The 23,579-nt window shown below is 39.6% G+C and carries 25 protein-coding genes; 7 read left to right on the forward strand and 18 right to left on the reverse strand.

Annotation, left to right across the window (positions count from 1 at the left end; genetic code table 11):
- Window positions 1–6: 6 nt before the first annotated feature.
- Together WA1_RS11555 and WA1_RS11560 are read right to left on the reverse strand one after the other, a co-directional pair.
- Complete coding sequence (locus WA1_RS11555) at window positions 7–882, reverse strand: aldo/keto reductase (RefSeq protein WP_017749166.1); 876 nt, start codon at window positions 880–882, stop codon at window positions 7–9.
- A 51-nt stretch (window positions 883–933) separates the two neighbouring features.
- A complete protein-coding gene (locus WA1_RS11560; protein WP_017749167.1) occupies window positions 934–1,137 on the reverse strand; it encodes a hypothetical protein in 204 nt (67 codons plus the stop codon).
- 41 nt (window positions 1,138–1,178) lie between these two features.
- Between WA1_RS11560 and WA1_RS11565 the strand changes: the two genes are divergently transcribed.
- The 3 genes from WA1_RS11565 (at window position 1,179) to WA1_RS11575 (ending at window position 4,052) form a co-directional block, all read left to right on the forward strand.
- Entirely contained in the window at window positions 1,179–1,928 is a 750-nt protein-coding gene (locus WA1_RS11565; RefSeq protein ID WP_017749168.1) for a hypothetical protein, read from the forward strand.
- A 23-nt stretch (window positions 1,929–1,951) separates the two neighbouring features.
- Window positions 1,952–2,296, forward strand: a complete 345-nt coding sequence (locus WA1_RS11570) for a DUF4349 domain-containing protein (protein ID WP_017749169.1) — start codon at window positions 1,952–1,954, stop codon at window positions 2,294–2,296.
- 223 nt (window positions 2,297–2,519) lie between these two features.
- Complete coding sequence (locus tag WA1_RS11575; protein ID WP_017749170.1) at window positions 2,520–4,052, forward strand: SagB/ThcOx family dehydrogenase; 1,533 nt, start codon at window positions 2,520–2,522, stop codon at window positions 4,050–4,052.
- A 12-nt stretch (window positions 4,053–4,064) separates the two neighbouring features.
- On the opposite strand, the gene WA1_RS11580 is transcribed toward WA1_RS11575, so the two are convergent.
- Together WA1_RS11580 and WA1_RS11585 are read right to left on the reverse strand one after the other, a co-directional pair.
- Window positions 4,065–4,937: a hypothetical protein gene (locus WA1_RS11580; protein WP_017749171.1), complete on the reverse strand. Its 873-nt coding sequence runs from the start codon at window positions 4,935–4,937 to the stop codon at window positions 4,065–4,067.
- 109 nt (window positions 4,938–5,046) lie between these two features.
- A complete protein-coding gene (locus tag WA1_RS11585; protein ID WP_017749172.1) occupies window positions 5,047–6,186 on the reverse strand; it encodes a serine/threonine-protein kinase in 1,140 nt (379 codons plus the stop codon).
- 520 nt (window positions 6,187–6,706) lie between these two features.
- Between WA1_RS11585 and WA1_RS11590 the strand changes: the two genes are divergently transcribed.
- Window positions 6,707–7,201, forward strand: a complete 495-nt coding sequence (locus WA1_RS11590) for a hypothetical protein (protein WP_026135288.1) — start codon at window positions 6,707–6,709, stop codon at window positions 7,199–7,201.
- 48 nt (window positions 7,202–7,249) lie between these two features.
- Here WA1_RS11590 and WA1_RS11595 read toward each other — a convergent pair whose 3' ends face one another.
- Complete coding sequence (locus tag WA1_RS11595) at window positions 7,250–7,675, reverse strand: surface-adhesin E family protein (protein WP_017749174.1); 426 nt, start codon at window positions 7,673–7,675, stop codon at window positions 7,250–7,252.
- Between the two features lie 313 nt (window positions 7,676–7,988).
- On the opposite strand from WA1_RS11595, the gene WA1_RS11600 reads away from it, so the two are divergent.
- Entirely contained in the window at window positions 7,989–8,870 is an 882-nt protein-coding gene (locus WA1_RS11600; RefSeq protein ID WP_017749175.1) for a bestrophin family protein, read from the forward strand.
- A gap of 248 nt (window positions 8,871–9,118) precedes the next feature.
- On the opposite strand, the gene WA1_RS11605 is transcribed toward WA1_RS11600, so the two are convergent.
- The 10 genes from WA1_RS11605 to WA1_RS58650 all read right to left on the reverse strand — a co-directional run bounded on the left by WA1_RS11605 (window position 9,119) and on the right by WA1_RS58650 (window position 15,092).
- Window positions 9,119–9,895, reverse strand: coding sequence for a class I SAM-dependent methyltransferase (locus WA1_RS11605; protein WP_017749176.1), 777 nt, complete (start codon window positions 9,893–9,895; stop codon window positions 9,119–9,121).
- Between the two features lie 108 nt (window positions 9,896–10,003).
- Window positions 10,004–11,182 (reverse strand): cupin domain-containing protein, encoded by a 1,179-nt coding sequence (locus WA1_RS11610; protein ID WP_066612849.1) that lies wholly within the window; start codon window positions 11,180–11,182, stop codon window positions 10,004–10,006.
- A gap of 93 nt (window positions 11,183–11,275) precedes the next feature.
- The gene (locus WA1_RS11615; protein WP_201789087.1) at window positions 11,276–11,614 is read right to left on the reverse strand and encodes a hypothetical protein; all 339 of its coding nucleotides are present in this window, start codon (window positions 11,612–11,614) and stop codon (window positions 11,276–11,278) included.
- A 47-nt stretch (window positions 11,615–11,661) separates the two neighbouring features.
- Window positions 11,662–11,880: a hypothetical protein gene (locus WA1_RS59655; protein WP_272819119.1), complete on the reverse strand. Its 219-nt coding sequence runs from the start codon at window positions 11,878–11,880 to the stop codon at window positions 11,662–11,664.
- Window positions 11,841–12,047 carry a hypothetical protein gene (locus WA1_RS11620; RefSeq protein ID WP_017749179.1) on the reverse strand — a complete coding sequence of 69 codons (207 nt, stop codon included), beginning with the start codon at window positions 12,045–12,047 and terminating at the stop codon, window positions 11,841–11,843. The genes WA1_RS59655 and WA1_RS11620 overlap by 40 nt, the downstream gene beginning before the upstream one ends.
- Window positions 12,048–12,559: 512 nt before the next feature.
- Window positions 12,560–12,769, reverse strand: a complete 210-nt coding sequence (locus WA1_RS11625) for a hypothetical protein (protein ID WP_017749180.1) — start codon at window positions 12,767–12,769, stop codon at window positions 12,560–12,562.
- A 16-nt stretch (window positions 12,770–12,785) separates the two neighbouring features.
- Window positions 12,786–13,190 (reverse strand): type II toxin-antitoxin system VapC family toxin, encoded by a 405-nt coding sequence (locus WA1_RS11630; RefSeq protein WP_017749181.1) that lies wholly within the window; start codon window positions 13,188–13,190, stop codon window positions 12,786–12,788.
- Window positions 13,190–13,414 carry a DUF2281 domain-containing protein gene (locus WA1_RS11635; protein WP_017749182.1) on the reverse strand — a complete coding sequence of 75 codons (225 nt, stop codon included), beginning with the start codon at window positions 13,412–13,414 and terminating at the stop codon, window positions 13,190–13,192. The genes WA1_RS11630 and WA1_RS11635 overlap by 1 nt, the downstream gene beginning before the upstream one ends.
- Window positions 13,415–13,640: 226 nt before the next feature.
- On the reverse strand, window positions 13,641–14,513 hold the full coding sequence (locus tag WA1_RS11640; RefSeq protein WP_017749183.1) for a DMT family transporter: 873 nt from the start codon (window positions 14,511–14,513) through the stop codon (window positions 13,641–13,643).
- 42 nt (window positions 14,514–14,555) lie between these two features.
- The gene (locus tag WA1_RS58650) at window positions 14,556–15,092 is read right to left on the reverse strand and encodes an Ada metal-binding domain-containing protein (RefSeq protein WP_201789088.1); all 537 of its coding nucleotides are present in this window, start codon (window positions 15,090–15,092) and stop codon (window positions 14,556–14,558) included.
- Between the two features lie 422 nt (window positions 15,093–15,514).
- Here WA1_RS58650 and WA1_RS11650 point away from each other — a divergent pair, with 422 nt between their 5' ends.
- Both WA1_RS11650 and WA1_RS11655 read left to right on the forward strand, forming a co-directional pair.
- A complete protein-coding gene (locus WA1_RS11650; protein WP_017749185.1) occupies window positions 15,515–16,231 on the forward strand; it encodes a hypothetical protein in 717 nt (238 codons plus the stop codon).
- Between the two features lie 6 nt (window positions 16,232–16,237).
- Complete coding sequence (locus WA1_RS11655; protein ID WP_017749186.1) at window positions 16,238–19,036, forward strand: protein kinase domain-containing protein; 2,799 nt, start codon at window positions 16,238–16,240, stop codon at window positions 19,034–19,036.
- 293 nt (window positions 19,037–19,329) lie between these two features.
- Here WA1_RS11655 and WA1_RS11660 read toward each other — a convergent pair whose 3' ends face one another.
- The 3 genes from WA1_RS11660 to WA1_RS11670 form a co-directional block, all read right to left on the reverse strand.
- Complete coding sequence (locus tag WA1_RS11660; RefSeq protein ID WP_017749188.1) at window positions 19,330–20,520, reverse strand: M20 family metallopeptidase; 1,191 nt, start codon at window positions 20,518–20,520, stop codon at window positions 19,330–19,332.
- A 178-nt stretch (window positions 20,521–20,698) separates the two neighbouring features.
- Window positions 20,699–21,262 (reverse strand): pentapeptide repeat-containing protein, encoded by a 564-nt coding sequence (locus WA1_RS11665; protein WP_017749189.1) that lies wholly within the window; start codon window positions 21,260–21,262, stop codon window positions 20,699–20,701.
- A gap of 312 nt (window positions 21,263–21,574) precedes the next feature.
- Window positions 21,575–23,557, reverse strand: a complete 1,983-nt coding sequence (locus WA1_RS11670) for a DICT sensory domain-containing protein (protein WP_017749190.1) — start codon at window positions 23,555–23,557, stop codon at window positions 21,575–21,577.
- Between the last annotated feature and the right edge of the window lie 22 nt (window positions 23,558–23,579).

Below are 23,579 nucleotides of genomic sequence, written 5' to 3' on the forward strand. Positions count from 1 at the left end.
ACCGGATTATGATGCCGTTTCTCGATCGATTCTTTGAACTTCATCTTCAGATAATTTTACGTCAACAGCACGAACTGAATCTTCAATGCTGGAAACTTTGCTAGCACCGGGAATTGGTAAAATACAAGGTGACTTGGAACGCAACCAAGCTAAAACAATACAGTAAACCGATACACCTTTTTCTTTTGCTATTTTGGCAATTGTAGGAAAATCAGCCAATCCCTGGTGACGGCGGCTACCACCAAAGGGACTCCAAGGTAAAAATGTCAAGCTTTCTTTTTCGCAATACTCTAACACTCCGTCAAACTCTGGTTGACGGTACCAAGGATTGTACTGGTTTTGCACGGAGACAATATCGACTATATCCCGCGCCCGCTTGATTTGTTCAACAGAAAAGTTGGAAACTCCTACAAACCGAATCATACCCGCATCCACTGCTTTTTTTGCTGGTGCAAGAGATTCCTCAATGGTGTAATTTGGATCGGGAGCGTGATATTGCCAAACATCAATGGGTTTTTGTCCTCCCAATGCCTCAAAGCTGATACGGATGGTTTCCTGTAAGTGCTTGGGTTCCCCGTTGCGAGTCCAGTTACCGTTGGGACGCATCAAACCGCCTTTGGTTGCGATCGTAACGCGATCCGGCTTATCGCCTTTATAAGTTTGCAATGCTTGGTGAATCAATCCTTCGCTGTGGTGCTTGTCTGATTCGTCTTTACAGTAGGAGTCAGCCGTATCAATGAATGTAATACCTAAATCCAAGGCGCGATGGATAACTTCTATAGATTCTGACTCAGGAGGACGACTACTGAGTGACATTGGCATAGTCCCCAAACCAATCGCACTGACCGATAAACCTGTTTTTCCTAGCTGTTTTGTTTCCATGTTTCTCGCTCTAGATTTCAGTGTTATTCATCCACTTGGATGATACCTGCCTTAGCGATTATAAATCCCACGGCAGGTGCTAAAACGGGCTGATTCACGGATTTGCTTAGTTTGCTTAGGTTCTAGCGGTTCAATCGGTGGCAAGCACAGTCGGTCGAATTCGCGCAATGTGACCCGATCCATCACGCCAGCTTTATGTAGTCCTTTAGCCGTTTCTTGAACGGCTTCAAGAATCGCTGATTTAGTTTTCTGCATTATATTATCAGTGTATAATTTCTCTTTTAGGAGGATGCTAAATGACTCAAAATCGTAATAAAAATTCAGAAAATAAACCTCCCAATAACAATTTTCAGAAAATACTGTTTATTTTGGGTTTTTTGGTTATCCTCGTAGTTTTTGTAGGTGGTGTTGCAACGACTTTAGTCATTCTGAATTGGAAGAAAATTTTTGGCGATATTTCACTGACGCCTAATGTTAATCCATTGCCCACAGCAAGTTCATCTCCTACGCCATCATCTACAGTTGTACCATTGCCTTCTCCATCTCCATCCCCTACAGAAAGTTCATCTCCATCTCCATCCCCTACAGAAAGTTCATTGCCTTCTCCATCTTCAGCACCGGAAATAAAGTCTCCAATTAGTGCGATCGAGCAACAAGATATTTCCTTTGAACTTCTAGGTTGTCAAAAATCAACTACAGATACAACAGCGCAGAGGATACAGTGTTCTCTCAACATAATAAGTACGCGAGAAAACGCTAGAGTTTCTTTGTATCCTAATTCTAATGAGTTGAGGAGAACGAGAATATTTGATACAGGAAACGAAAATATTGCTACACAAGTTGAATTTGGTAGTAATACAGGTCCGTATAGTGTAAGTAACAACTTGATTAAAGATGTTGCATTGAAAGCCATTTTTTCCTTTAACAGAGTTCCAATAGAAGTCAACAAAATAGAAGTTTTAGAAATCAGTTCTTATTTGGAGAGTTCTTACTACCAAGGTGATATTAAAATTGAGTTTCGCAATGTTCCTTTGTCTAATCCGTAATTATATGCCTTGGCAAATAGAATTTGCGGCTATACAGGCAAAACCCACCTGCGTGGGTTTCGGGCTTAAAAGGATGCCACTTAGGGACTTCCAAATCAAAAAAATCTCCCAAAATTTCTTTAGAAGCAGCAGTTTCCGCCAAGGCAACGCAACCGGCTTTTGGTTCGCAAGTACAAGAAGCTTGGAATAATTCTACTCACTCTTTGGGAGAATTCACTGTTGGTTTGCTGAAGTTGGGTATTTGGTTGCTGGTCTACAGCCCCTATTTGTTGGTTCTGGTAGCTGCTGGCTATGGTTTGACTCGGTGGAGGCGTAATTCTCAACGTTTGGTACAAACACCCGACTCTTCTGGGCTGGATCGAACATAATAAATACAGGAGAGAAAAATAGTAAATTGAAAATTAAAAATTGAAATTGCCTATTGTGCAGCTAACAATTTTAATTAAAAATTAAAAAATCTCTCCTAATTGTTCTTTGAGTCGATTATTTTCTTGTTACCTTCCCTCTTCGCTCCTCATTTGTACTAATTAAGACTAAATGATGAGCCTCTAGAATGCCAAGATATGTAGCAGAAGCATATTTATACATCTTATGCCGGAATTACGCCAATCCATTGCTCAGCACTACCACGAACGGACTAAGTATGACCCTCAGACCATTGCCTCTAAAAATAAGGGGTTGGATTGGTCTAAGCAACCAGTACCATTTAAAGAGTACAAAATTGGCTCTGTTTTTGACCTCAAGCCTTACATCCAAGAAAAGCCAGAAGCATTTGCTGGTAACCCAGAAAGTCAGTGGTGGCAGAGGCTGGCGCGGTTGCTATTTTGCAGTTACGGGTTAACGGCAAGAATGCCTTCTATGGGAAGTGGGGTGTATCTTCGTGCTGCACCTAGCGCCGGTGGCTTGTATCCTGCGGAGATGTACTTAGTGTCTCGTGGAACACCGTTGTTGCCGCCCGGTCTGTATAATTACCAATGCCGCACTCATTCCTTAATGCATTATTGGGAAAGTGATGTTTGGCAAAAGTTGCAGGAAGCCTGTTTTTGGCACCCTGCTTTGGAAGCAACTCAACTGGCGATTGTCGTCACTGCCATTTTCCATCGTTCGGCATGGCGCTATGAAGACAGGGCTTACCGACGGATTTTTTTGGATACAGGGCATCTCCTGGGGAATATCGAGTTAGCTGGCGCTATTACTGATTATCGCCCCCACCCAATCGGTGGTTTTATTGACGAACAAATGAACGAACTGCTTTATATCGATCCGCTACAGGAAGGTGCGATCGCAGTTCTTCCCCTAGCAGATTTACTGGATATCAAACAGAACTTATCCACAGGGCGCACGACTTTACCTTCCGCGACAGAGACGAATTTTCCTCACATTCCTGATGGAGAACTGCTGAAATATTTTCATCGCGCAACAGAAATTAAACCGGGTACAACTGGTAAGCTCAATTTACCTACAGTCAAGCAAGAAAAGTCTTTAGAAGACAAATACAACTTTTCTTTTTGCGAAAAAATTCCCACTGCAAGCCAACCGATTGATTGGGGAGAAAAACTAGAGGGGTTAGAAGTTACTATTCTTAAGAGACGATCGACCCGCGCCTACAGTGGTGAGGAGTTAACTTTTGAGGAACTGAACGCTTTACTTGATTTTACTTATCAACCTGAAAATTACATTTACCAAGGTTTTGATAGTTCAACCGATTACTTTGACCTAAATTTAATAGAAACATTTATTACTGTATCCGGGGTCAAAGGGCTAGAAACAGGCTGTTACTATTACGCACCTAAAGCACAAGAATTACGACAAATTCGCTTTAAAAACTTCAGAAGAGAACTCCACTTTCTCTGCTTGGGACAAGAGTTGGGGCGAGATGCAGCAGCTATTGTTTTTCATACAGCCGATTTAAAATCAGCAGTTGCTCAGTATGGCGATCGCGTTTATCGATACTTACACATGGATGCCGGTCATTTAGGTCAAAGATTGAATTTAGCAGCAATTCGCCTTGGTTTAGGCGTAAGCGGTATAGGTGGCTTTTTTGACGATCGAGTCAATGAAGTCTTAGGTATTCCTAGTGATGAAGCAGTTTTATATATGACAACATTAGGAAGACCAAGGTAATTTTCCGGTACCTTATAACTTTTTACGGGGTTTGGGAGTAGGAAGTTTATTTCCCTCTTGTCTACTTGGAACCCCCCTACCTCTTGCTTTAGCAGCACTTTGTACTATAGCTTTATCTTGCTTGGATGCTTTAAGAAATTTAGGTGCTGTTTCCAATGGTTCTCCTAATTGCTCAACAAAACCAAAGACATCGCGATGGGGCAAAAATTTGGCTTTGATAGAAACAAATGCAGGGTGTCCTTGTTGCTCTTTCTCAGCTTTGGGATTAAATCTAAATGGTCTAACTGGTCCATCCCTCCAAAGCACAGGAAGATGGCTAGCCTTCATAAATTTAACTTTCTTCGCTGGTTCAGCTTGCTTGATATAGTCCAGTCTTTCACGAGTAAAATTGCGGAAAACTGAAATGCAGGGAGTGGGACAGACAGGAATAAACTGCCACAATCCTGAAATCTTGAATTCCAAATCTTGAAGTTCTCCTGAGATTGCCTCTTCTTCCCGTCCCTTGTCAAAGCCAACGAGTTGAAAAGCGATCTGATGCGTTTGTTCTCTGCGCGGAAAATGAATGACTTTTGGATAGACAACCAATCTTTGATTGTATTCGCCAGTTGCTTCTATTTCTTTTTTGAGAGCTTCAAAAGCTCTCTGTTTTCGTGGAGCATAGAAAAGTGGGTATTCCCTTTGACCGATAGTGAGAGTGCTTTTGTTCTCATCAGCAAATTTAACAATCCCAATAACGATCCCAACAGCTTGAAACAAGGGTCCGGAATCTTTCGCACTGTTTATCTGCTCTTGTGTATTTGTTGTCAGGAGTTCGGAATCTGATTCCACTTGAGTCGTCGGGATAACTTCTGTAGGTTCATTGGGGATAGGGTCAGGGAACGTCATAATTATTACTCGAAAGAATTTTGCCCAGAGAAAAGCAAGTTTCTCTATTATGCCTCTACTAATTCAAGAAAGCGGAGAGCAACTCAATAAATATTAGGAGTGAAAAACATTATCCTAGTTTCATGCGCTTTTTAAATTCTTCTGCTCTTTGTTGATGAGGGATTTCTGCCATCAAAGCTTCTACAAGCTGGCTGGGTGTCATGTTAGGGAATTGGGTCAAAGTTTCTTCAATAAGAAGATTAGCAAATGGTCCTACAGAACGGGTAAGTTCTTGACGGCAAAGTTCTAAAAACTCTGGATTAATAGGAGTTATTTTAGAAGTTTCTTTTTTCAAATTTAGCGTCGGAGGAATTCCTACAGTTTGGGTAGCTTCATTGCTAATGGTATATCCCAATGCAGTTGATTGGAGCGCAGAAAACACTTCATGAGCTGACTGATATCGTTGTGCTGGTTGCTCTGCTAGCATTTTGTCCAGTATCTTACCTAATGGCTCGCTGATACTGATATGGGAGCGCCATTGCCACTTCAGTGTGAGATAATCAATTAATACATTTGGCGTTTTTCCTGTCAGAAGAACAAGCGCACTCACTCCTAGCGCATAAATATCGCTGCAAGGATAGCATTGTCCCATATAAATCTGCTCTGGTGGAGAATAACCAACTTTCCCCACTATTGAACCTTGGGCAAAGGGAGAAGCGTTTTGCTCGGTTATCGAAAAAATTTCCGTGACTTTTTCTTTAACCACTCCAAAATCAATCAGTACAGGTTTAGATTGTCTGTTAGAGAACATAACATTATCCAGTGAAATGTCTCGATGAATAATATTTTGCAGGTGGATATATGTCAGCACTGGCAATAAATCCTGCAGCCACTGAATAACCTCAGCTTCAGAAAATGGTCCTTTTTGCTGAGAAAGACGCTCATACAAGAGTTCGGAGTAGGTTTTACCTTGAATGTACTCCTGCACAATAAATAACCGATCTTCCTCAGTTAACCAAGCCAGAAACTTGGGAATTTGGGGATGGTTAATTTGGTACAAAATTTTAGCTTCCCGCTCAAATAACTCGCGGGATTTACGCACTAAGTCTTCTTTTGTGTTTTCTGGGACAAATTCTTTAAGAACACAGGATTCACCAAAACGCTGAATGTCGAATGCTAGGTAAGTTCTCCCAAAGCCTCCCTGTCCTAAAACTTGCTGAATTTGGTAGCGATTGTTGATTAAAGTTCCTGGGTTAATTTCTTGTAACATTACGGCATCGCTGTTTGGTGAGTGTGTCTTGCTTTTAACAACCTTTCGGGTAAGGCTGTGAGTGGGTAGAGAGAGGGTATGGGCATAGTAAAAATAATTTATTGCCTACTACCCCCCCATTTTTGTGTGTCCTGGTATATACACTTCGTTTAGAACTGACAAATTGTCTTCTTCAGGTTATTCTTTATACAAAATTAAGCTTAAAATTTTAGTAAATAATTATATCGTTTTTGATAATAAATATTTAATTATTAAACAATTGTTATTGTAATCCGTTATATTAAAGCGTCAATACCGTAAGTATATGTAGGTCAGTTCGTGATGGCGATCGCTCTGACAACAGTAGAGGATGGTCATGACTTGATTCAAGTCCAACTAAATTTTAATTGACCAATAAAAAATTGAGTGTGTAAAAATGAACACTGGTTCTTCTTCTCGATCCATATATCAATTCCTTGAAGAAGACCCATACCTTAATAAACTCGTTTTCTTTTACTAACCTCTAGCCCTTATTACTCGCATGCTAACTCAATATCGCAAGACCGTTTGTCTATCCCTCATGTCTGTTGACTTGCCAGTTTCTTCTGTTGTAGAAACTGCTGCTACACTCTATCAAAAAGACCGCAATAGATTTCATTTGCTCTTGAGCGCACCACCTGTAAATATTCTAGATTCAGAGAATATAAATAACTTAGAGCAAGACGATGCTAACTCCTCTAACAACACCCAACAATGGTGGTTGGAAATAACTCCCGAACAAGCTATTATGACCATACAAGGTAATGGCCGATTGAGTTACCGTCATTTTTGGCAACAGGGAGCATATGGCAGAACTCGCTATTGGTTGCCCAATGAATCATCACAGCAAAACGAACCTATTCGCTTGCATAATTTTACCCGTCATCTCACACTTAATGGAGACCCTTTTCCAGAAAATTTGCGTATAGAATACGAGTTATGGGCTGGAGAAGTTCAACTAGGTAGTTATATTCTCAATTTAGAAATTCGACATTAACATATCATTATTAATAGTTAATTGCAATTAGCAGTTAGCAATTAACTATTAGTATTCTAAGTTTAGACTACAAACCAAAGCAGCAACATCCCCTGTTGAAGCGTCTGGAGTAGCAATAGCTTCTATGTTAAGTTGTTTGATCGCTCCAAGTGGAACAGATTTTACTAATTTATCTTGGCTGTCGTAAACTTTTGCTTGTCTGTATGTAGTATATTTGGTACTGCAATTAGTAACTCCCTGGGCTAATATCTTAGACCATCCCTGGGGACTTGGTTTATTGACAGTTACGTATAGCCAAAAGGTTTTTGTATTACCTGTATGGGTAATACTGTTCACGTCTAAATAAGTAGACCCATCTGTTCTATTGTTAATAGGTATCCAAAGCTTATCTTCATTCGCTTGGGCTGGAAAAGGGCTGTTCAGGGTAATGATAGCAGTGACTGCTAAGATGCCTTTGTAAAAAAAGCTTTTCATATGTCCGTAGAAATATTTAAACCTAATTTACTTTATTTAGAGTAAATAATTTTAATAGAATCAAGAAATATGTTTAAAGTTTTCATTAACTCCATGTTTCTACGGAGAGACGTATCTTAGTACAGACCTGTATTTTTTAGGCATGGTGGCTGAACTTGGGAATATGGGAAGACTGAGTGCGGTATCTGTAACTTTCGTCATACGTGTACGTGATAGTAATCACTTACATCAAACTTCCTATATTGTATATTTTTCGACATTATATTGTAAAAATAGAAAAGAAAAGTAAACAGCATATGAAGGAAGTCAGTTGATGAAGAAAAGACAATGGCTTAAATTAGCTTTACAGATTAAAGGCTCTGTTATCCCATCAATTTATCATCGAGTGATTTTCATTGGTGCGTTTGCTATTTTTATTTCTGTACTTTACCACTTTAAAATTCCTGTATCCCAACCTACTTTCGGATCTGTTATTCCCAGTGTAGTGTTAGGCTTATTACTAGTTTTCCGAACTAATACCGCTTACGATCGATTTTGGGAAGGTCGTAGGTTGTGGGGGATTATAGTCAATGACTCCCGTAATCTGTCTTGGCTAATTTGGGTAACAATTAACAACATTGAACGAGAAGATAGAGCTAAGAAAATTGCAGCAATGAGACTAGTAGCTGCTTTTTCCGTAGCAACTAAATTACATCTAAGATCGGAACTTGTAAATAGTGAATTAGAAGAATTGATGCCTAGATCTCAGTATTTACGTTTAAAAAGCATCAAACATACACCGTTAGAAATTGCTATTTGGATAGGAGATTATCTTCAACAGCAATATCAACATAAGTGTGTAGATTCCGTGCAAGTGACTGCTATGCAAGCCACACTGAAGAGTATGATCGATTGTGTAGGAGGTTGTGAGCGCATTTTGAAGACGCCTCTACCTCTAGCTTATAGCATTCACATCAAGCAATTGTTATTAATTTACTGTCTGTTATTGCCTTTTCATCTAGTTCAAGATCTGGGTTTGTTTACAAGTCCAGTAGTTGCTTTAGTTAGTTTTACCGTATTTGGCGTTGAAGAAATTGGTCTGGAAATAGAAAACCCTTTTGGTCACGATCCCAACGACTTACCCTTAGATGCTATTTGTACCACAATCCGAAGCAATATTGAAGAATTGATCGCTGAGAATTCCGACATTCAATGATATCAAAGCTTGACCGGAGCATCCCGAATGTGCAACAACCTTACCTACCCTCATCCCCTAACCTCTGTTCCCTGTTCCCTGTTCCCCATTCCCTTGTTTTTGTAAAATACCCCTTAGGTTTTTACCCAAGGGGAGGTTAACATAAGTGTTTAGAAATAGAAAGTTAGCATATAAGGCTCAAAAACAAATCTTGTTTGGAACCTATTCTTTACTGTAAACAGACAAAATGAAGAACTTGTGAAGGTCTTTCAAATAGACACATCATTTTTAATAGCGATCGCACGGATTCTGCGATAATCAGCTTTCCATATGCCATTTTGATAAAGCACTGGTTTTAAACGCTGTTCCACAGCATGAATAACATGGGTTTGTTGCTCAAGAGACAGCCCGGACAAAAAGCGATCGCCAAACATCCGAATCCAATTTGCCAAGCCTGTATCTCCATCTTCTAATGGTGTGGGGCGATCGAACAGAACTGCATAACGCACTTCAAATCCATGCTGTTCCAAAGAAGTTGCGTACTCACCAATACTAGGAAAATACCAAGGGTTTAACTGTTCGGGCGATCGCAAACCATTTTCTCTAGCAACATCATAAAGAGCTTCTGCGATCGCTTGAATATTTCCTTTACCACCAAACTCTGCCACAAAACGACCCCCAGGTTTCAGGGCTTGATAAATACAGCGAATCACTGCGTTTGCTTCTGGAATCCAGTGCAGTGCTGCATTAGAGAAAACAGCATCAAATGGTTCATTGACTTGAAAATCTCGCGCATCAGCGACTAAAAATTTCAACTGAGGATAGTTTTGCCTTGCTTTTTCAATCATCATCACATCGGTATCAATCCCCATCACAATAGCCCCTGCATCTGCGATTTTTGCCGCAAGCTGTCCGGTACCACAACCAACATCCAAAATGCGCTCTTCAGGTTGTGCGGATAATAATTGCAACAATTCTTCACCGTAATGCCACACAAAAGCATGTTTTCCCTCATACAGGGATGTATCCCATTGATTCTGAAGCACGATAAACGTCTCCTAATATTTACAGAGCTTGCTCTCAAACATTAACTTGAAAAGGATCAATTTTTGAGTATTTGACGAGTTGATACAATTCACTCTAGATTTCTTTTGTTATCCATACGACAAGGGAGGGTCGGTCTTGACTTGCAAAATCCCTTCTGTAACAAAACGTGTAATAAGCGGTGCAATGTCACCATCTAAATCCATTTCAGGTGCCCAATCGGCAATGTCATATAGACTAAACTCATCTCGATTAAATAAATTTTCCACGAGATTCACCGGAACTCCCTTGAGGTCAATTTGTTTCGATCCTACCTGCACTTGATAGTGTTCGGAGCCGATTTGCTTGACGCGAATGCGGTGCAACGGAGACCACGCAAACTCAGTCATGAATCCATATTGAAAAATGTCAGTTCCTATCTGGGTAGGTAAAGTAACTGCAAGCGGCGGCTGCTTGCGATAAGTTAGAGACTCAGTATACCTGCACAAAATGTCAGGCTGATGTAGGGTCTCAATGAGATGCAGGCGCAACGCACTTAACTGCTGTTGCATAGCATTCGTGTCGCCATCTACGATCGCGGGTAAGCTTTGCCGCCACGAAGGATTCTGTTGTATGTCACGGATGAGCCGCCCCAGCCAGTCAAGCCCTGTCTGGCATTCAATTCCAACAGTAAGATGAAGAGATGGTTGTTCGCAAGCAACAGCATAGTGCCAGTGTCCTCGCGGTATGTAAAGCAAATCACCAGCTTTAAGCATACACTCCAGATAAGGAGGTTCTTTAGGTTGAAGTTGTTCTGACGATCCCATATCTGAGGTTGGATAAAGCACCGTTTCTCGGTAAACGAACCACTGCTTTTCACCGTCAATCTGAAGGATCAGCACATCGTGAGTATCGTAGTGACAATCAAACCCCTGCTGTTTAGCTGGCGAACAATACAAATTTATATGAGTTTCATAGCCAATGTCATGTCGAAGATTTGCCGCCAGTTGAGCTACTGTTGGAACACGATGATGCACGCCGTTGACGATGAGAGTCGCTCCTTGTCGCACGAGATCGCTCCAGTCTTGTGGATTACGAGTCTGAGGCAAGGATTTGCCATTCATTGAGAAGCGTAAATCTGGTTCTGTAAGTCTGTGATAGTTGAGCAGATAATTAAGATCGTTCCATGAAAAGATGGTCTGAAACTTTTGAGAATCACCCGCACAAATATGAATTGCCTTTTGTGTCCAGTTTTCTGCCAAAAACTCATCGGTTGGATACGGCGCAAGTAGCTGTTGCAAAGTCTTCATGACATATTTAATGCCTAAACTTAACTCAAGCCAAGGAACCCGTCCACGGCGATGACTCCCCTAACACATTGAGCCTTACTACCACCAGGACTACTAATCATTATCATTGCGGTTGCTATTACTGTTGCTATTGCTATTACTGTTACTGTTACTGTCACTGTTGCTATTGCTATTACTGTTACTGTCACTGTTGCTATTGCTATTGCTATTGCTATTACTGTTACTGTTGCCCGCTAGGATGAATTCAGGAGACTTACGGTCTAAATCAACTACTTCAACTTCAATGAACCTTTGCCGTGCATACGTAGTCTGTTCTGAGAGTGTAGCGGAAGTAGCCGATGGGCTTACTATAGCTAACAGCAGCCCAACATTGGCACTCATGAATAAGCCAAAGATGAATTTAGGATTCATATGCCTATGCTGTTCTATCATCTGCAACTTTAATTTGGAATTTGTATACTTACATTATATCCCATACTTTAGATACCCAGCGCTCGTATAATTTTGGCGGGCAAGATGCTCCGCAGTCGCCTCAACGGGGACGGCTGGTGCTTTAACGGGGGGAACCCTTCCTTGGCTACAGCGCCCAAGGAACCAGCATCTTGAGCGTAAAACACATCAGCCGGGCTGTTCTTACCTTCTTCAATAAGAGCGATCGCTAATTCAGTAGAGTCCCCATAGCGCACTTCAATATCCATTCCAAATCTTTCTCAGCTTTTTCGATCAGGGGACTCATGATTTTTTCTTCTCGCCCTGAATAAATTGTGAGCTTTTTCGGTGCAGCCTGCGCCGAAATTTCGACTCCCCATACTAACAGCGTAGCAGCAATAACAAATGAGATTTGCTGTACTTGAGTTGGCATCATCAATTGACCTCCGATTTCAAAGCTAATTACAGACAATTGCTTTAAAAGTTCTTGTTATATTGCAAGTATGTAGGAAATTAACGGCTATCTTAGGTAAGGGAAGGTTACATTAAGGTATTAATTTGGTTAATTTTAGCCAATCGATAGGTTAAGGGATATGGGGCTTTGCGACTAGAAGTCGCGGCTATACAGGCAAAACCCACCTACGTGGGTTTTAAAACCTTGATTCTTTAATAGTTAGATTTTTAAAACACCCTCTAAAGCAGTATAATTAGAATATTGAAGATAACCAATCAATTTATAGGCTCGACCAAACACTTAATGTTACCGGATTAACCCCAGAACAAATTGAGCAAATCAAAGCCATAATCGAGGTATTTCACGCTAAAAATCAATTAATTCGTAATGAGACTAGCCAAGAAGAACAATCAATTTACACTAATAATCAAGATGTTAACATGAGCGATATATTTTTTGTTAGTGAAATTTTAGCACCCACAACATCACCAAATTTATAATTGGTCATATTCAGCATCATCGGGGTTACCCCATATTTTTTCCAAAGTTGGCTCAGAAAGCTTTGCAGCTGCTAGAGTGAGGCTGAACTCCGTATTTTGTTGGTATAGGGAATCGATAAAATTTTCAACTAGCACGATTTGTTCAGGAACTAACTGACGAATTTTTTCAAGTAATCTTTGCTCTAATATTTTGTCAGCTTGCATTTTTCGCACCTTCTTATTACCAAATAGTTTGAAGAGTTGTTAGTCCTTGGATTCGTAAATCACAGGTAACTACGGGAAGACCTAAAGAGAAAGCAGTAGCTGCTATAATCCTATCTGGCATATCAGGAACAGTTAATCGGTCTATTTTTCGAATATCTGCCGAAATATTCCGATCCAAAGGTGCTAGTACGATACCTACACTGGGGTTATCTAAAGCATTTAGAATTCGTGTTAATACCTCTTCAGAAATGCGTCTCTTTTCAACTAGATAAGCAATTTCTACCACTGAAATTGCTGATACATAAATAGGATTACCACCACTAACTGCTTGCTCCAAAGCTGTTAAAGCAGTTTTCGATAGTCTCTCTAGGTCAAAAATATACCAAATTAAAGTGTGTGTATCAGCCACTACTGATGTCATTAGACGATATCCCTTGGAAAATTCCCCCACATTTCTTGACGCGCTTGGGTAATGTCTTCTTCTGTGATATCTATTGCTAAATCAGCACATAACCCTCTAATACTACGTAGGGGAGTTTTAGAAGTATTTTTTTGATATAAAAATTCTGCGAAATTCAATAACTCTTGCTGCTTATCCACAGGTAACTGGCGGAATTTTTCCAAGACGGCTTGTTCAAGGCTCATGATTTTAAAAAAGTGTAATCAGTTATCTTACTTGTATTTTATAGCAGATTCTTCCATTTCCACATGTACACCCCCCTTTCATCCCCCCTTGGTAAGGAGGGACAGAGGGGGGTAATTTTTGTACCTCACCAAGTTGAAATTTGCTGTAATTCTATTTTAATCTCTAAATCCAAAACTTCAGCCTCTTATATCTTGCATTTTTTGTAAAATATGATATTAAATTACATTATTTAAATGTAAATGATTTTGTCATGTTCGCGATCGCAGTTCCCAACAACACCAAACCACAGCCCAATATCATTGTCATCGTTACGGTTTCTTGCAGTACGATCGCACCCCAGAGCATTGCAAACAGGGGAATAAGATAAGCCACTGTTAAAGCTTTAGTCGAGCCAATATTTTGAATGAGTCTAAAGTAGAGAAAATAAGCAAAAACTGTTGATAGCAAAGCTAAGGCAATGACTGATACAACTACAGCAATGGATGGTATTTGTTGAGGTATTGTGAACGGTAACATAGGTAAGAGTAAGAATGCTGCACTAAGTTGACTGCCAGTTGTAATAACTAGTGAAGGAACACCTGTGAGATTTTGTTTGATATAGGGGGCTGAAATTGCATACATCAAAGCTGCACATAATCCAGCTAATACTGCCATAAAGAAAGTTGGTGTGGCTACAACAGCTTTCCAACCAACCAAAATGACTACGCCTATGAACCCTAACACAAAGCCAATCATTCGAGTTGTAGTTAATTTCTCCTTCAACCAAACAGAAGCAATAATCGTGCCAAATAAGGGTACTGTAGCATTCAAAATGGAAGTAAATCCAGCAGGAAGAGACACTGATGCAAAAGCAAGAAGTAAAAACGGAATAGCAGAATTCATCCAGCCAACGACAACGATTGGAATGAGATTTCGTCGAATCTCCTGCAAAAGATCCAATCGCATCAGGATTGGTAGTAATATTAATCCAGCTAATAATACTCGAAACTCAATTAACCAAACAGGACCTAACACAGGGGCTGCAATTCGCATAAACAGGAACGAGCCACCCCACAATGCTGCAAGCAACAAAAGCTCAAGGGTATCTGAGATTTTCATGATGTTGGATTAAAAAACTAGAAATTCTGAACAGTAAGGGCTTTAGCTTACATTAAATAGAGCGATCGCTCTCACTGGATTAAATGTTTGCTCGTGCTGAAGTAACCATTGCTTGCGATCGAGTCCACCTGCCGCTAACCGACCCACTGCATCAATTTTAGCTTGTCCTGGAGCCAATTCAGGACGGCAGCGCAAGCAAGGACGGTAACCATCTTGTTCTGCTGCGGCTGCACTGGGATAGAACGTACAGTTTTCACGACGGGGTGTTTTAACCGTACAAATCGTGCGACAGTAAATGCCTGTACTAGAGACGCCAACAAAAAAAATCCCATCGAAACGCCGATCTCGGCTCAAAATAGCACGATAACATTGCTCGTCGGTCAGCATAAACTTATGTCGAGTAGAATAAGGGACTTCCAAATAAAAAAAATAATCAACTTTTTCTTGTGGTACGGGCGTCCCGCCCGTCACTAGTTTAGAACGGGTGAGGACGCCCGTACCACAACATGGATAATTGAACGGGTGAGGACGCCCGTACCACAACATGGATAATTGAACGGGCGAGGACGCCCGTACCACAACATGGATAATTGAACGGGCGAGGACGCCCGTACCACAACATGGATAATTTATTTCTTGGAAAACCCTAACCTCAGCATAAAAGGAATTTCACTCACCGTCTCGCCATTTTCGGACATTATTAGCAATTTAGGGAAATATCGTCCGGGAGAAGGAGTCTGTGAACTGAAAATTAATGATTATCTTGATTACCAAGTTTATTTGAACTCGAATTTTGCTAGTGCATAAGTTAATCTCGCTTACTCCTATATAAAAAGTAGAAGGAGGGCTTATGTCCTTCCTTGCCAATATTAGGTATTTCATCAGGGTTGATTAGAACTATCAGGTCATTGCCAAATTTTCGATTTCATAAGCTCCACGAATATGACCTTTTCTCATGAATCATTTAGGATTACTATATATAAATTCTAGAGATAAAAATAATGTTGAAAATAGAAGATTTAGGAAAATTGGTTGAAATTTTGAAAAAATTAATGCCCGGTATAGAATTATCTGGTGTTAAATTTCAAGACTTGCTCTCAATTAAAGAGCTTAAAGTAGAATTAGGAAACAAACAACAAACATACAATGCAATAAATGTTAACATTGGATTAATAAGTAGCCACAATGAGTTTATAGCTACAGATAGTCTCAAGCAACCAATAAATACGAAATCAATAGAGAAAACTTTACCAGAAAATACACCAACAATAGACTCTCAAAGTCTTCCTTTTACTTTTAGTAAGGGATTTCATTTAATAATTAATCAGAGAAATTGGTGGCATCAAGAGGGAGAGGAGGATAAATCAGTTTTAATTCGATACATTAAATTAATTCCTGCATATAAGACAGTTTGGTCTTATGTCAGGACAATCGAAAATAAAAATCGTTTTGGATTCAAAATAGATAAAAATGGGGAAGTATATGTAAAAATTTGGGCAAATCAAATAAATGGGGTAAAGACGACAGAATTATCACCACCGTTTTCGCAATTATTTAAATTTGAAGAATACTCTTCTGGTGACATAATACAGTTTGAAACTTTTCCGGAAATAGTAATCTCATTAGAGAAAAGTGTTGTTGAAAAGGCAGTGATTGTTAGATATAACCCTAAAAACAGTCAGTCAGAATATTTCGTATTTATCTTAGTGAAGGAGTAAAGTGTTATGAAGTTACAATTAAATGATTATAATGACAATGCTCAGAGAAATAGATATTCGTTTAAAGACCAAGAAAGCGAGCAAATCTTTTATTTAGAAGTTGACAATAATAACGAACCTATTAAACTTGGTGACGGAACTTTTGGTGTAGTATTTGCAGCCTCAAATCGTGTAAATGATAAATTAGCTGTTAAAGTTCTTTACGAATATTCTGCTCCTGGTGTTAGCAATGAAAATTCCTTATCTATGCTAGATAAGGAAAATACTAAATCTACACCAGATGGTATAAAAGAACGTTTTGAAAGTGAAATTCAATCTACAAAACATATTTTAGAACTTAGCCCTGACTCAAAGCTTACTCGTGTTATTAAAATAGTAGGTTGGACAAGAAATTTTCAAGAATCAGAACTATATCAAGAATTAAAGAGTAAGTTTAGCTCCTTGAATCTCTCAAACTATGCTCTTGTAACAGAGAGATACGACTCTACACTTAAAAATCTTTTAGAAGAAGGTATTGGAAAATTTATAGAGCTACCGACTGGAAATAAGCCTTCAAATTCTCGCAAAAAATCAGAAGAAGAAAAACAAAAGAAAAGCAGTACAAATGAAGAGAAAAAAATAAGATACGAGCGGACAGGTTACGACATTCTAAGACATATGACTTTTGAAGATCGTATAGCTACTATACTCCCGTATTTATTGGATATTGCTCAAGGTCTTGAAACTATTCATAAAGCAGATTTATATCACCTTGATTTGAAACCTGCAAACATCTTTGTTAAAGCAGATGGTCTTGAGGTTAAGAGTGTGATTGGTGACTTAGGTTTCCTTTATACAGGGGAGCAGCCAAAATTTGAAGCTTTGCCAGTAGCTAATTTACAACTACCTCTTGGTACCCGTCACTATCGTTCACCCGAACAAAAAGATTATTTCGATATTTGTGATGTAGAAGTTGAAGTATGCGATCGCAATGGAGACAATTGTGATGTCAAGCTAATTACTTACGATCCTAAACTTCGCGATACAATTATTGAGAACGATGATTATATAGTCTTCAGTAAGAATAGAAAAGCATATCGTATTAAGTCAATTGTTATTGATAATAAAACTGAAAATTCACCCATATATATTACTTTAAATACAAAAACAAATGATTTAACTAATGATAAAAAAACTCAAATTATTTTGTACAAAATGCAAACAATACGAACTGACTTGTTCGGTTTTGGAGCTATTGTATATGACTTAATCACTTGTGGTGAATCACCAGAACGTTTTTATGAGAATATTAGAGTGATTTACGATCAGGAAGGGAAAAATGTTAAGGATATAATGGAAGACTATCTTAAACTTTCTGATTTTCAATCTAGCGAACCAAGTTTAGTTCAAGTGTTTGAGCCATTTAAACTTAATAAAGCTTCGTCATCTTATGCTCCATCTGATATTGTTGAAATTATTTTGCAGTGTATGCTTTATAAGGTAGATAATACTTTTTATTCTTTAAGTAAGGCTAATAATTCCGAACATAAATCAAAAAGCGCAGTGGGGATTTTGCTAGAAAGCTTATTAAAAATAACTGAGGATCGCGGTGGCAAGTATAAAGTTAAAAACAGAAATAATCCTCTTTTTGAACGCGAGTGGAATAGCGCAAAATCTTCACAAAATCTCGGGTTTTTGGAAACAATAAAAGAGTTACAAAACATGGAAACAGATAAGTTATGGGAACGATTTGTGAAAGGATTTTGGTATTTAGATGAAATCTGTAAATTAGTAGAAGAATTACTTAACTCTCAAGATGAATCTAGCAATTTTTCATTTAGCGAGCTACTGCCAACAAATTTTGCTATTTCTAAAAGGAATAATCTACCAAATGCTCTAAATATTAAGTTTAAACTATATCAAACAAAAACATTTTATGAGAGAGATTTGAGAAGTGATTTTGTATACACTAAAGTTACACGAGATATAGGAAATCCTTTTGTGCCTAATTATTTAGCATTTATGCGTCGAAAAATAGTTTTAATAAAAAATGCGAGTAACGAAAAGATAACATATAGGTTTCTTGACTCATCACCCTATGGAGATGTTATTGGAAAAGACGATTGGATTATATTAAAGTCCAAAAATAGCAATAATTTATTATTTAAAGTTGGAGGGATCTTTAATAATAATACTATAGAGAGTGTTATGTTAGTCTCTAGTGATAAAAGTCCTACAGAACCTACAAATATTAAAGATCATATATCTAATAGCGAAGAATGTGTATATTATAAATATATAGATCCTTGTGTGTATTATTTAAATATGATTGGAATATATATTTATCAAATTTTTTTTGTTAATATTGATAACAATACACAAAGTAAGCCATACATTACAGACCTTATTAATAGTAAAATTAATATGCTCAAAATAAAGGATACAAATATTGAAGTTGAAATAACAATTAAAGAAAAACTAGTAAATGAAGAAGGTTTAAAAAACTTTTTTCTGAAAAAAAATTCAGATCGGAAACTTTTAATTTTTCAAGAAGTTATAAAAATAATAGTTTCTATATATCTAAAATTAACTTTTACGGAAAGTAAAGACTCTTATTACAAAAAAGGAAATCCTGATATCTCTATGATGGATTTATTGTTTAAAGATCTTAAAAAACTAAAAGAAGCAATAAATGACGCCACAAATATTGATATTAGAAAATATCCTGAAGATAAATTCCCTCCATTTAAAGATGAACTTAAGAGTATTTTAAAACCGTTTAATGAGATGACTTTGGAACTGATGGAAGTAAATAAGAAAAATTAAAAAAGGTAAGATAACTTTTCCAAGAGCAACTCTAAAGTAAGCGTTTAGTAAAATGGGTGTTCAAATGGTTGCTTTGTTTTCTGAAGTTCGGATTAGGGTGCATAGCAAGAAAACTGCTGATGCGGAAGCTGCAAAAAGACTACTCTACGCTTACATTAGGGAAGAATAAATCCCCAGGCATTCAACTGGGGTCGCTTGACTTTATTGAGAATAAGCGTGCAAACTATTAACATAAATTCGCCAGTTTAGCAAGATTCAACTTCTAACACTGGTTACTGGTCACTGCTCACTGGTCACTGTTCACTGATTTCTTGCCAATATTTATAAGCTGCATACGCCAAGGTAACGACTCCAGTAATAATGGCAGATTCGTCTACATCAAAAAGGGGATGGTGCAATGGGTAATTTAAAATTCTATCTTTGAAACCTACACCCAATCGAAACATAGAACCAGGAGCGTGTTCTAAATAGACAGAAAAATCTTCAGCACCAAGGGATGATTCGGGAAGTACTTGGACGCGATCGCTACCCCAAGCTTCTTCAGCAGCTGATTGCAGCAGTTGCGTCAAAAAGTAATCGTTTTGCACTCCCGGTACACCCTGACGGTAATTCACTTGATACTTTGCGCCGTAAGAATTACAAACACTCTTCACGATTTTTTCGATCCACTGTGGTAGATTGGCGCGGGTTTCAGGATGGAGAGAACGCACGGTTCCCAGTAACTGTACCTTATCAGCAATGATATTTGGCGCTCTACCACCCTCAATCTTTCCAATCGTTACAACTACAGGACGTAAAGGATTTTGTGTCCGACTGATCGCTTGTTGCAGGGTTGTTATAATTTGTGAAGCTATCCAGATAGCATCAACCGCCTCATGAGGTCGAGCACCATGTCCCGATTCACCAATAATGATAATCTCTAAATCGTCAGCTGCCGCAGTTAATGCGCCATAACGAACACCAATAGAACCTGCGGATATTGATGGAAAAACGTGAACGCCTAGTATACTGGAAACACCTTTCATTGCTCCATCAGCTACCATCCAGTTAGCCCCTTGAGCAATTTCTTCGGCGGATTGAAATAAGAATCGTACTTTACCAGGTAATTCCTCAGCTATCTGAGACAGTACCATTGCAGTTCCCAAGCCAACTGTTGTGTGGACATCATGACCGCAGGCGTGCATGATCCCTTGAGTGCGAGAAGCATAATCTAAACCAGTTTGTTCGCAAATTGGCAAAGCATCCATGTCAGCACGTATTGCTAACAATCGGTCTGAATTGCCAGTTCCTTTGAGTTCTCCAATAACACCCGTTTTGCCAACGCCTTCCTTGACGGAAAGACCACTCGAAGATAAAACACCAGCAACAAAAGCAGCTGTTTGTGACTCTTGACCGCTCAGCTCTGGATGGGAATGAATGTGGCGGCGAATTTCAATTAAACGAGGTGCGAGTGCGATCGCTAAATCTTTGATGCGAGTAAGCATTGGTCAACCAGTTTACCATTTTTCTTTAATAATAAGGTTGATGGCGTTAAACAATGTGCCACTTGAGACAGTAAATGACATTGAATTTGAAAGACTTAGAACCCCGACTTCTTTGAGAAGTCGGGGTTCTGAACAAATTCACACCTCAAATTTGGTATGCTAAACTACTTTTGTTTAATTACTCTGTGTAGCAGGTTGTACCAGTAGCGCGTTCCAATTTGAAAGCGTTACAGTCTTTAAGGCTTTCGCGTTGTAACGACCATCCATAAGGTTTGTCAGAAGTGACATTACCAGTAGGCATAGTTGTTAGGCGAAAGTGTGCGCCTCTAAAATTAGTGAACTCTATTTTCGCGCCTTTAATATTAGCAGCTTCTAAATTAGCGCTCATAAAACCTGCATACCTGAGATTGGCATTTTCTAGAGAAGCTGATTTAAGATTCGCGCCAATCAACGAAGCACCTGTAAGATTTGCAGAAGTTAACATGGCTCCTTGCAAATTGGCACCTGTTAAATCCGCATTTGCAAGATTGACTCCAGATAAATTAGCACCTTGTAGGTTAGCGTCTCTCAAACTTGCTCTACTGAGATTGAATTGAGTGAGATCGGCATTAGTTAGATCGCAACGCGGACAGGCATTTGTTGCTTTTAACTGTTCCAAATCTTGGGGATTTTGAGCCAAGGCTTGTGCTGTCAAGCCAAAACAAGTTAACAACGCAGTCATAAAAGCTATTTTGACGTTCATAGTTTTTTTCAAATAAATCCTTTCTTAGAGAATTTGGCGTACTGCTATACTTACATACAGAAGTTATTATGCATATCTTAAGAGTAAAGCAATAGTAAAGAAAACGTGAATATACCGTAAAATCTTGTGAACAAGGTACTCAAAAATAAGTTAGCAGAATAGAATTAAATCATCGACGAAATATACCGAAACTCTATAGCCTACGATTTATGATTCCCCTCAGCCTAGTATAAGAAATGGCTGGGGGGAAAATTTTTTGGGCATGGGGCATTGGGAATTGGGGTTTTCGTAGCAGAGGAACAAAAAACGTCGTTAAGCGCCGCAGAGAACAATAGGTTCGATGGGAACCGTAAAGTGAAACTGACTGCCTTGATTTTTGCCTTTTGACTCAGCCCAAATCTGTCCCCCCAGCCCAAGAATAATTCGGCGACAAATCGCTAAGCCCAGTCCCGCGCCACCAGTGAGGCGTCGCAGATACCCCTCCTCCTGGGAGAAGCGGTCGAAAATCGCTTCTAGCTGATTCGGCTCAATGCCTCGACCTGTATCGGCGATAATCACTTCTACCACTGTCATAGGGCTAGAACTCACGAATTCATCCCGAAGAGCTTTCGCCTTGCGTTTCTGAGCGCGAATGCTAATTTTACCTTTGGAGTCGGTAAACTTACATGCATTATCTAGGAGTTTTGTCAAGACTTCCACAAGCCCTTGCCCATCCGCGAGGAGAAGAGGCAACTTGGGGGGCAGGTTGACTTTAATCTGAGCTAGGGTTTTTGGTGACCAGTAGGAGCGGAGGCTACTGAGAGCTAAATCTAAACATTCCTGGAGTGAAATAGGTTCCCGTTGCCAGCGCACCTGACCACTTTCTAACCTTGAGAGGGTGAGAAAATCCTGAGTAAGTTGGCGCAGGCGCTCCGAATCCGTCAAAGCGGTTTGTAGCATAGACTGCTGCAACTCTTTTGACATTTCCGGTTCGCTGGCTAATGTTTCCAAACAAACTTGGATAGTAGACAAGGGGGTACGCAATTCATGACCAACGATCGCAATCAGGTTACTGCGCGTGCGCTCTAGAGCTTCTAGTTGGCAGTTGAGTTCTTCTAGGCGGGTATAAGCTTGTGCTTGAATCAACGCCACCCCAATGGCATCGGCGATCGCCTCAACTAGAGAAATATCGTCTTTGAGCCAGATATGAGGTTTTGCACCACTGTAATGTACTTCCAGCATCCCCAACAGAGTTTCTTGATAAAGTACAGGCACTAACAGCCAAGACCGAATTCCTAAGCGCTCGATTAATGGTTTTAAAACTGAGTGACTTTGTAAATGAGGGGCTTTGCTGACATCAGCGACAGCGATCGCTTTATCCTGTGCTATGGCTGCTTGAAACAGCGGATTATCTATCAAAGACCAAGTTTCTCCCCCAACAGAGGGTATTCCAGGGGCTACAGTTTCATACTCAATCGCGGCATTCTCACTCTTGCGATCGCAACGGTAAAGCAAGCAGCGGCAATTGTCAAAGGCTCGACCTAACTCAATTACAGCGATCGTGAGAATCTCTTGAGGATTCAAAGAGCGACGAATAGCAGCTGTCATGGAATTAACAAGACGTTCTTTGCGTTCGGAGGTAGCTATGAGCTGATAAGCTTTCAGGAGTCGATACTGATTAGCTTGCAAATAACTTACCAGGCGCTGTGCAAAGGTGACAGAATCAATAGCTTGCAGAGTTGGAGTTTCAACAGCATTTTTTTCTACTTCAAGACCATAACGCTGCCATGCCTGTCTCACCTGAGGGTCTAACTCCGGTCGATAAACTGCAATTCGTTCCAGTAAGAGTCTCGCAGCAGTCACGCTTACCTGACGGTCGAAGCTCCAAATTCCCTCAAATTGTCGAGCTTGATCTATCACTGTTGGTGCATCTAGTATAGAACATTCTCGACAAATTAAACAAGCGGTATATTGCTTCCCCACAACCACCAAGTGCCACTCAAGAGCTAGATCGTCACTTGGGTCAAAGGGAATAGTTGCCAATGGTTCAGTTAACGCTGCAAACTCAGACTCTGGTGCAGCCATCACATAAACATGGTCTGTGCGCTGAGCAATTTGTTGATAGCGGCTGATTTCTTGGCGATAAAACCGCTCGTGTTGAAAATTGGCAATCACCAAAGGCTGGTCTCCTCCTACCAACACTAGGTCTTCCATCGCGTGTGAAAGAGCCATCAAGGAAGACTTGAAATACTTCTCTTGATGCAGATGCGGTAGCGCTTGGAGTAAATCCTGCAATAAAGAACTTGAAATCCTCATCACCAACTGCTTATAAAACTTA

The organism is Scytonema hofmannii PCC 7110 (assembly GCF_000346485.2).
Classification (GTDB): domain Bacteria; phylum Cyanobacteriota; class Cyanobacteriia; order Cyanobacteriales; family Nostocaceae; genus Scytonema; species Scytonema hofmannii.

What these genes read in the sequence shown, in the direction of transcription:
- WA1_RS11555 (WP_017749166.1), bottom strand. Translation starts at nt 882, where the DNA reads ATGGAAACAAAACAGCTAGGAAAAACAGGTTTATCGGTCAGTGCGATT.
- WA1_RS11560 (WP_017749167.1), bottom strand. Translation starts at nt 1,137, where the DNA reads ATGCAGAAAACTAAATCAGCGATTCTTGAAGCCGTTCAAGAAACGGCT.
- WA1_RS11565 (WP_017749168.1), top strand. Translation starts at nt 1,179, where the DNA reads ATGACTCAAAATCGTAATAAAAATTCAGAAAATAAACCTCCCAATAAC.
- WA1_RS11575 (WP_017749170.1), top strand. Translation starts at nt 2,520, where the DNA reads ATGCCGGAATTACGCCAATCCATTGCTCAGCACTACCACGAACGGACT.
- WA1_RS11580 (WP_017749171.1), bottom strand. Translation starts at nt 4,937, where the DNA reads ATGACGTTCCCTGACCCTATCCCCAATGAACCTACAGAAGTTATCCCG.
- WA1_RS11585 (WP_017749172.1), bottom strand. Translation starts at nt 6,186, where the DNA reads ATGTTACAAGAAATTAACCCAGGAACTTTAATCAACAATCGCTACCAA.
- WA1_RS11590 (WP_026135288.1), top strand. Translation starts at nt 6,707, where the DNA reads ATGCTAACTCAATATCGCAAGACCGTTTGTCTATCCCTCATGTCTGTT.
- WA1_RS11595 (WP_017749174.1), bottom strand. Translation starts at nt 7,675, where the DNA reads ATGAAAAGCTTTTTTTACAAAGGCATCTTAGCAGTCACTGCTATCATT.
- WA1_RS11600 (WP_017749175.1), top strand. Translation starts at nt 7,989, where the DNA reads ATGAAGAAAAGACAATGGCTTAAATTAGCTTTACAGATTAAAGGCTCT.
- WA1_RS11610 (WP_066612849.1), bottom strand. Translation starts at nt 11,182, where the DNA reads ATGAAGACTTTGCAACAGCTACTTGCGCCGTATCCAACCGATGAGTTT.
- WA1_RS11615 (WP_201789087.1), bottom strand. Translation starts at nt 11,614, where the DNA reads ATGATAGAACAGCATAGGCATATGAATCCTAAATTCATCTTTGGCTTA.
- WA1_RS59655 (WP_272819119.1), bottom strand. Translation starts at nt 11,880, where the DNA reads ATGGATATTGAAGTGCGCTATGGGGACTCTACTGAATTAGCGATCGCT.
- WA1_RS11620 (WP_017749179.1), bottom strand. Translation starts at nt 12,047, where the DNA reads ATGATGCCAACTCAAGTACAGCAAATCTCATTTGTTATTGCTGCTACG.
- WA1_RS11625 (WP_017749180.1), bottom strand. Translation starts at nt 12,769, where the DNA reads ATGCAAGCTGACAAAATATTAGAGCAAAGATTACTTGAAAAAATTCGT.
- WA1_RS11630 (WP_017749181.1), bottom strand. Translation starts at nt 13,190, where the DNA reads ATGACATCAGTAGTGGCTGATACACACACTTTAATTTGGTATATTTTT.
- WA1_RS11635 (WP_017749182.1), bottom strand. Translation starts at nt 13,414, where the DNA reads ATGAGCCTTGAACAAGCCGTCTTGGAAAAATTCCGCCAGTTACCTGTG.
- WA1_RS11640 (WP_017749183.1), bottom strand. Translation starts at nt 14,513, where the DNA reads ATGAAAATCTCAGATACCCTTGAGCTTTTGTTGCTTGCAGCATTGTGG.
- WA1_RS11650 (WP_017749185.1), top strand. Translation starts at nt 15,515, where the DNA reads ATGTTGAAAATAGAAGATTTAGGAAAATTGGTTGAAATTTTGAAAAAA.
- WA1_RS11655 (WP_017749186.1), top strand. Translation starts at nt 16,238, where the DNA reads ATGAAGTTACAATTAAATGATTATAATGACAATGCTCAGAGAAATAGA.
- WA1_RS11660 (WP_017749188.1), bottom strand. Translation starts at nt 20,520, where the DNA reads ATGCTTACTCGCATCAAAGATTTAGCGATCGCACTCGCACCTCGTTTA.
- WA1_RS11665 (WP_017749189.1), bottom strand. Translation starts at nt 21,262, where the DNA reads ATGAACGTCAAAATAGCTTTTATGACTGCGTTGTTAACTTGTTTTGGC.
- WA1_RS11670 (WP_017749190.1), bottom strand. Translation starts at nt 23,557, where the DNA reads ATGAGGATTTCAAGTTCTTTATTGCAGGATTTACTCCAAGCGCTACCG.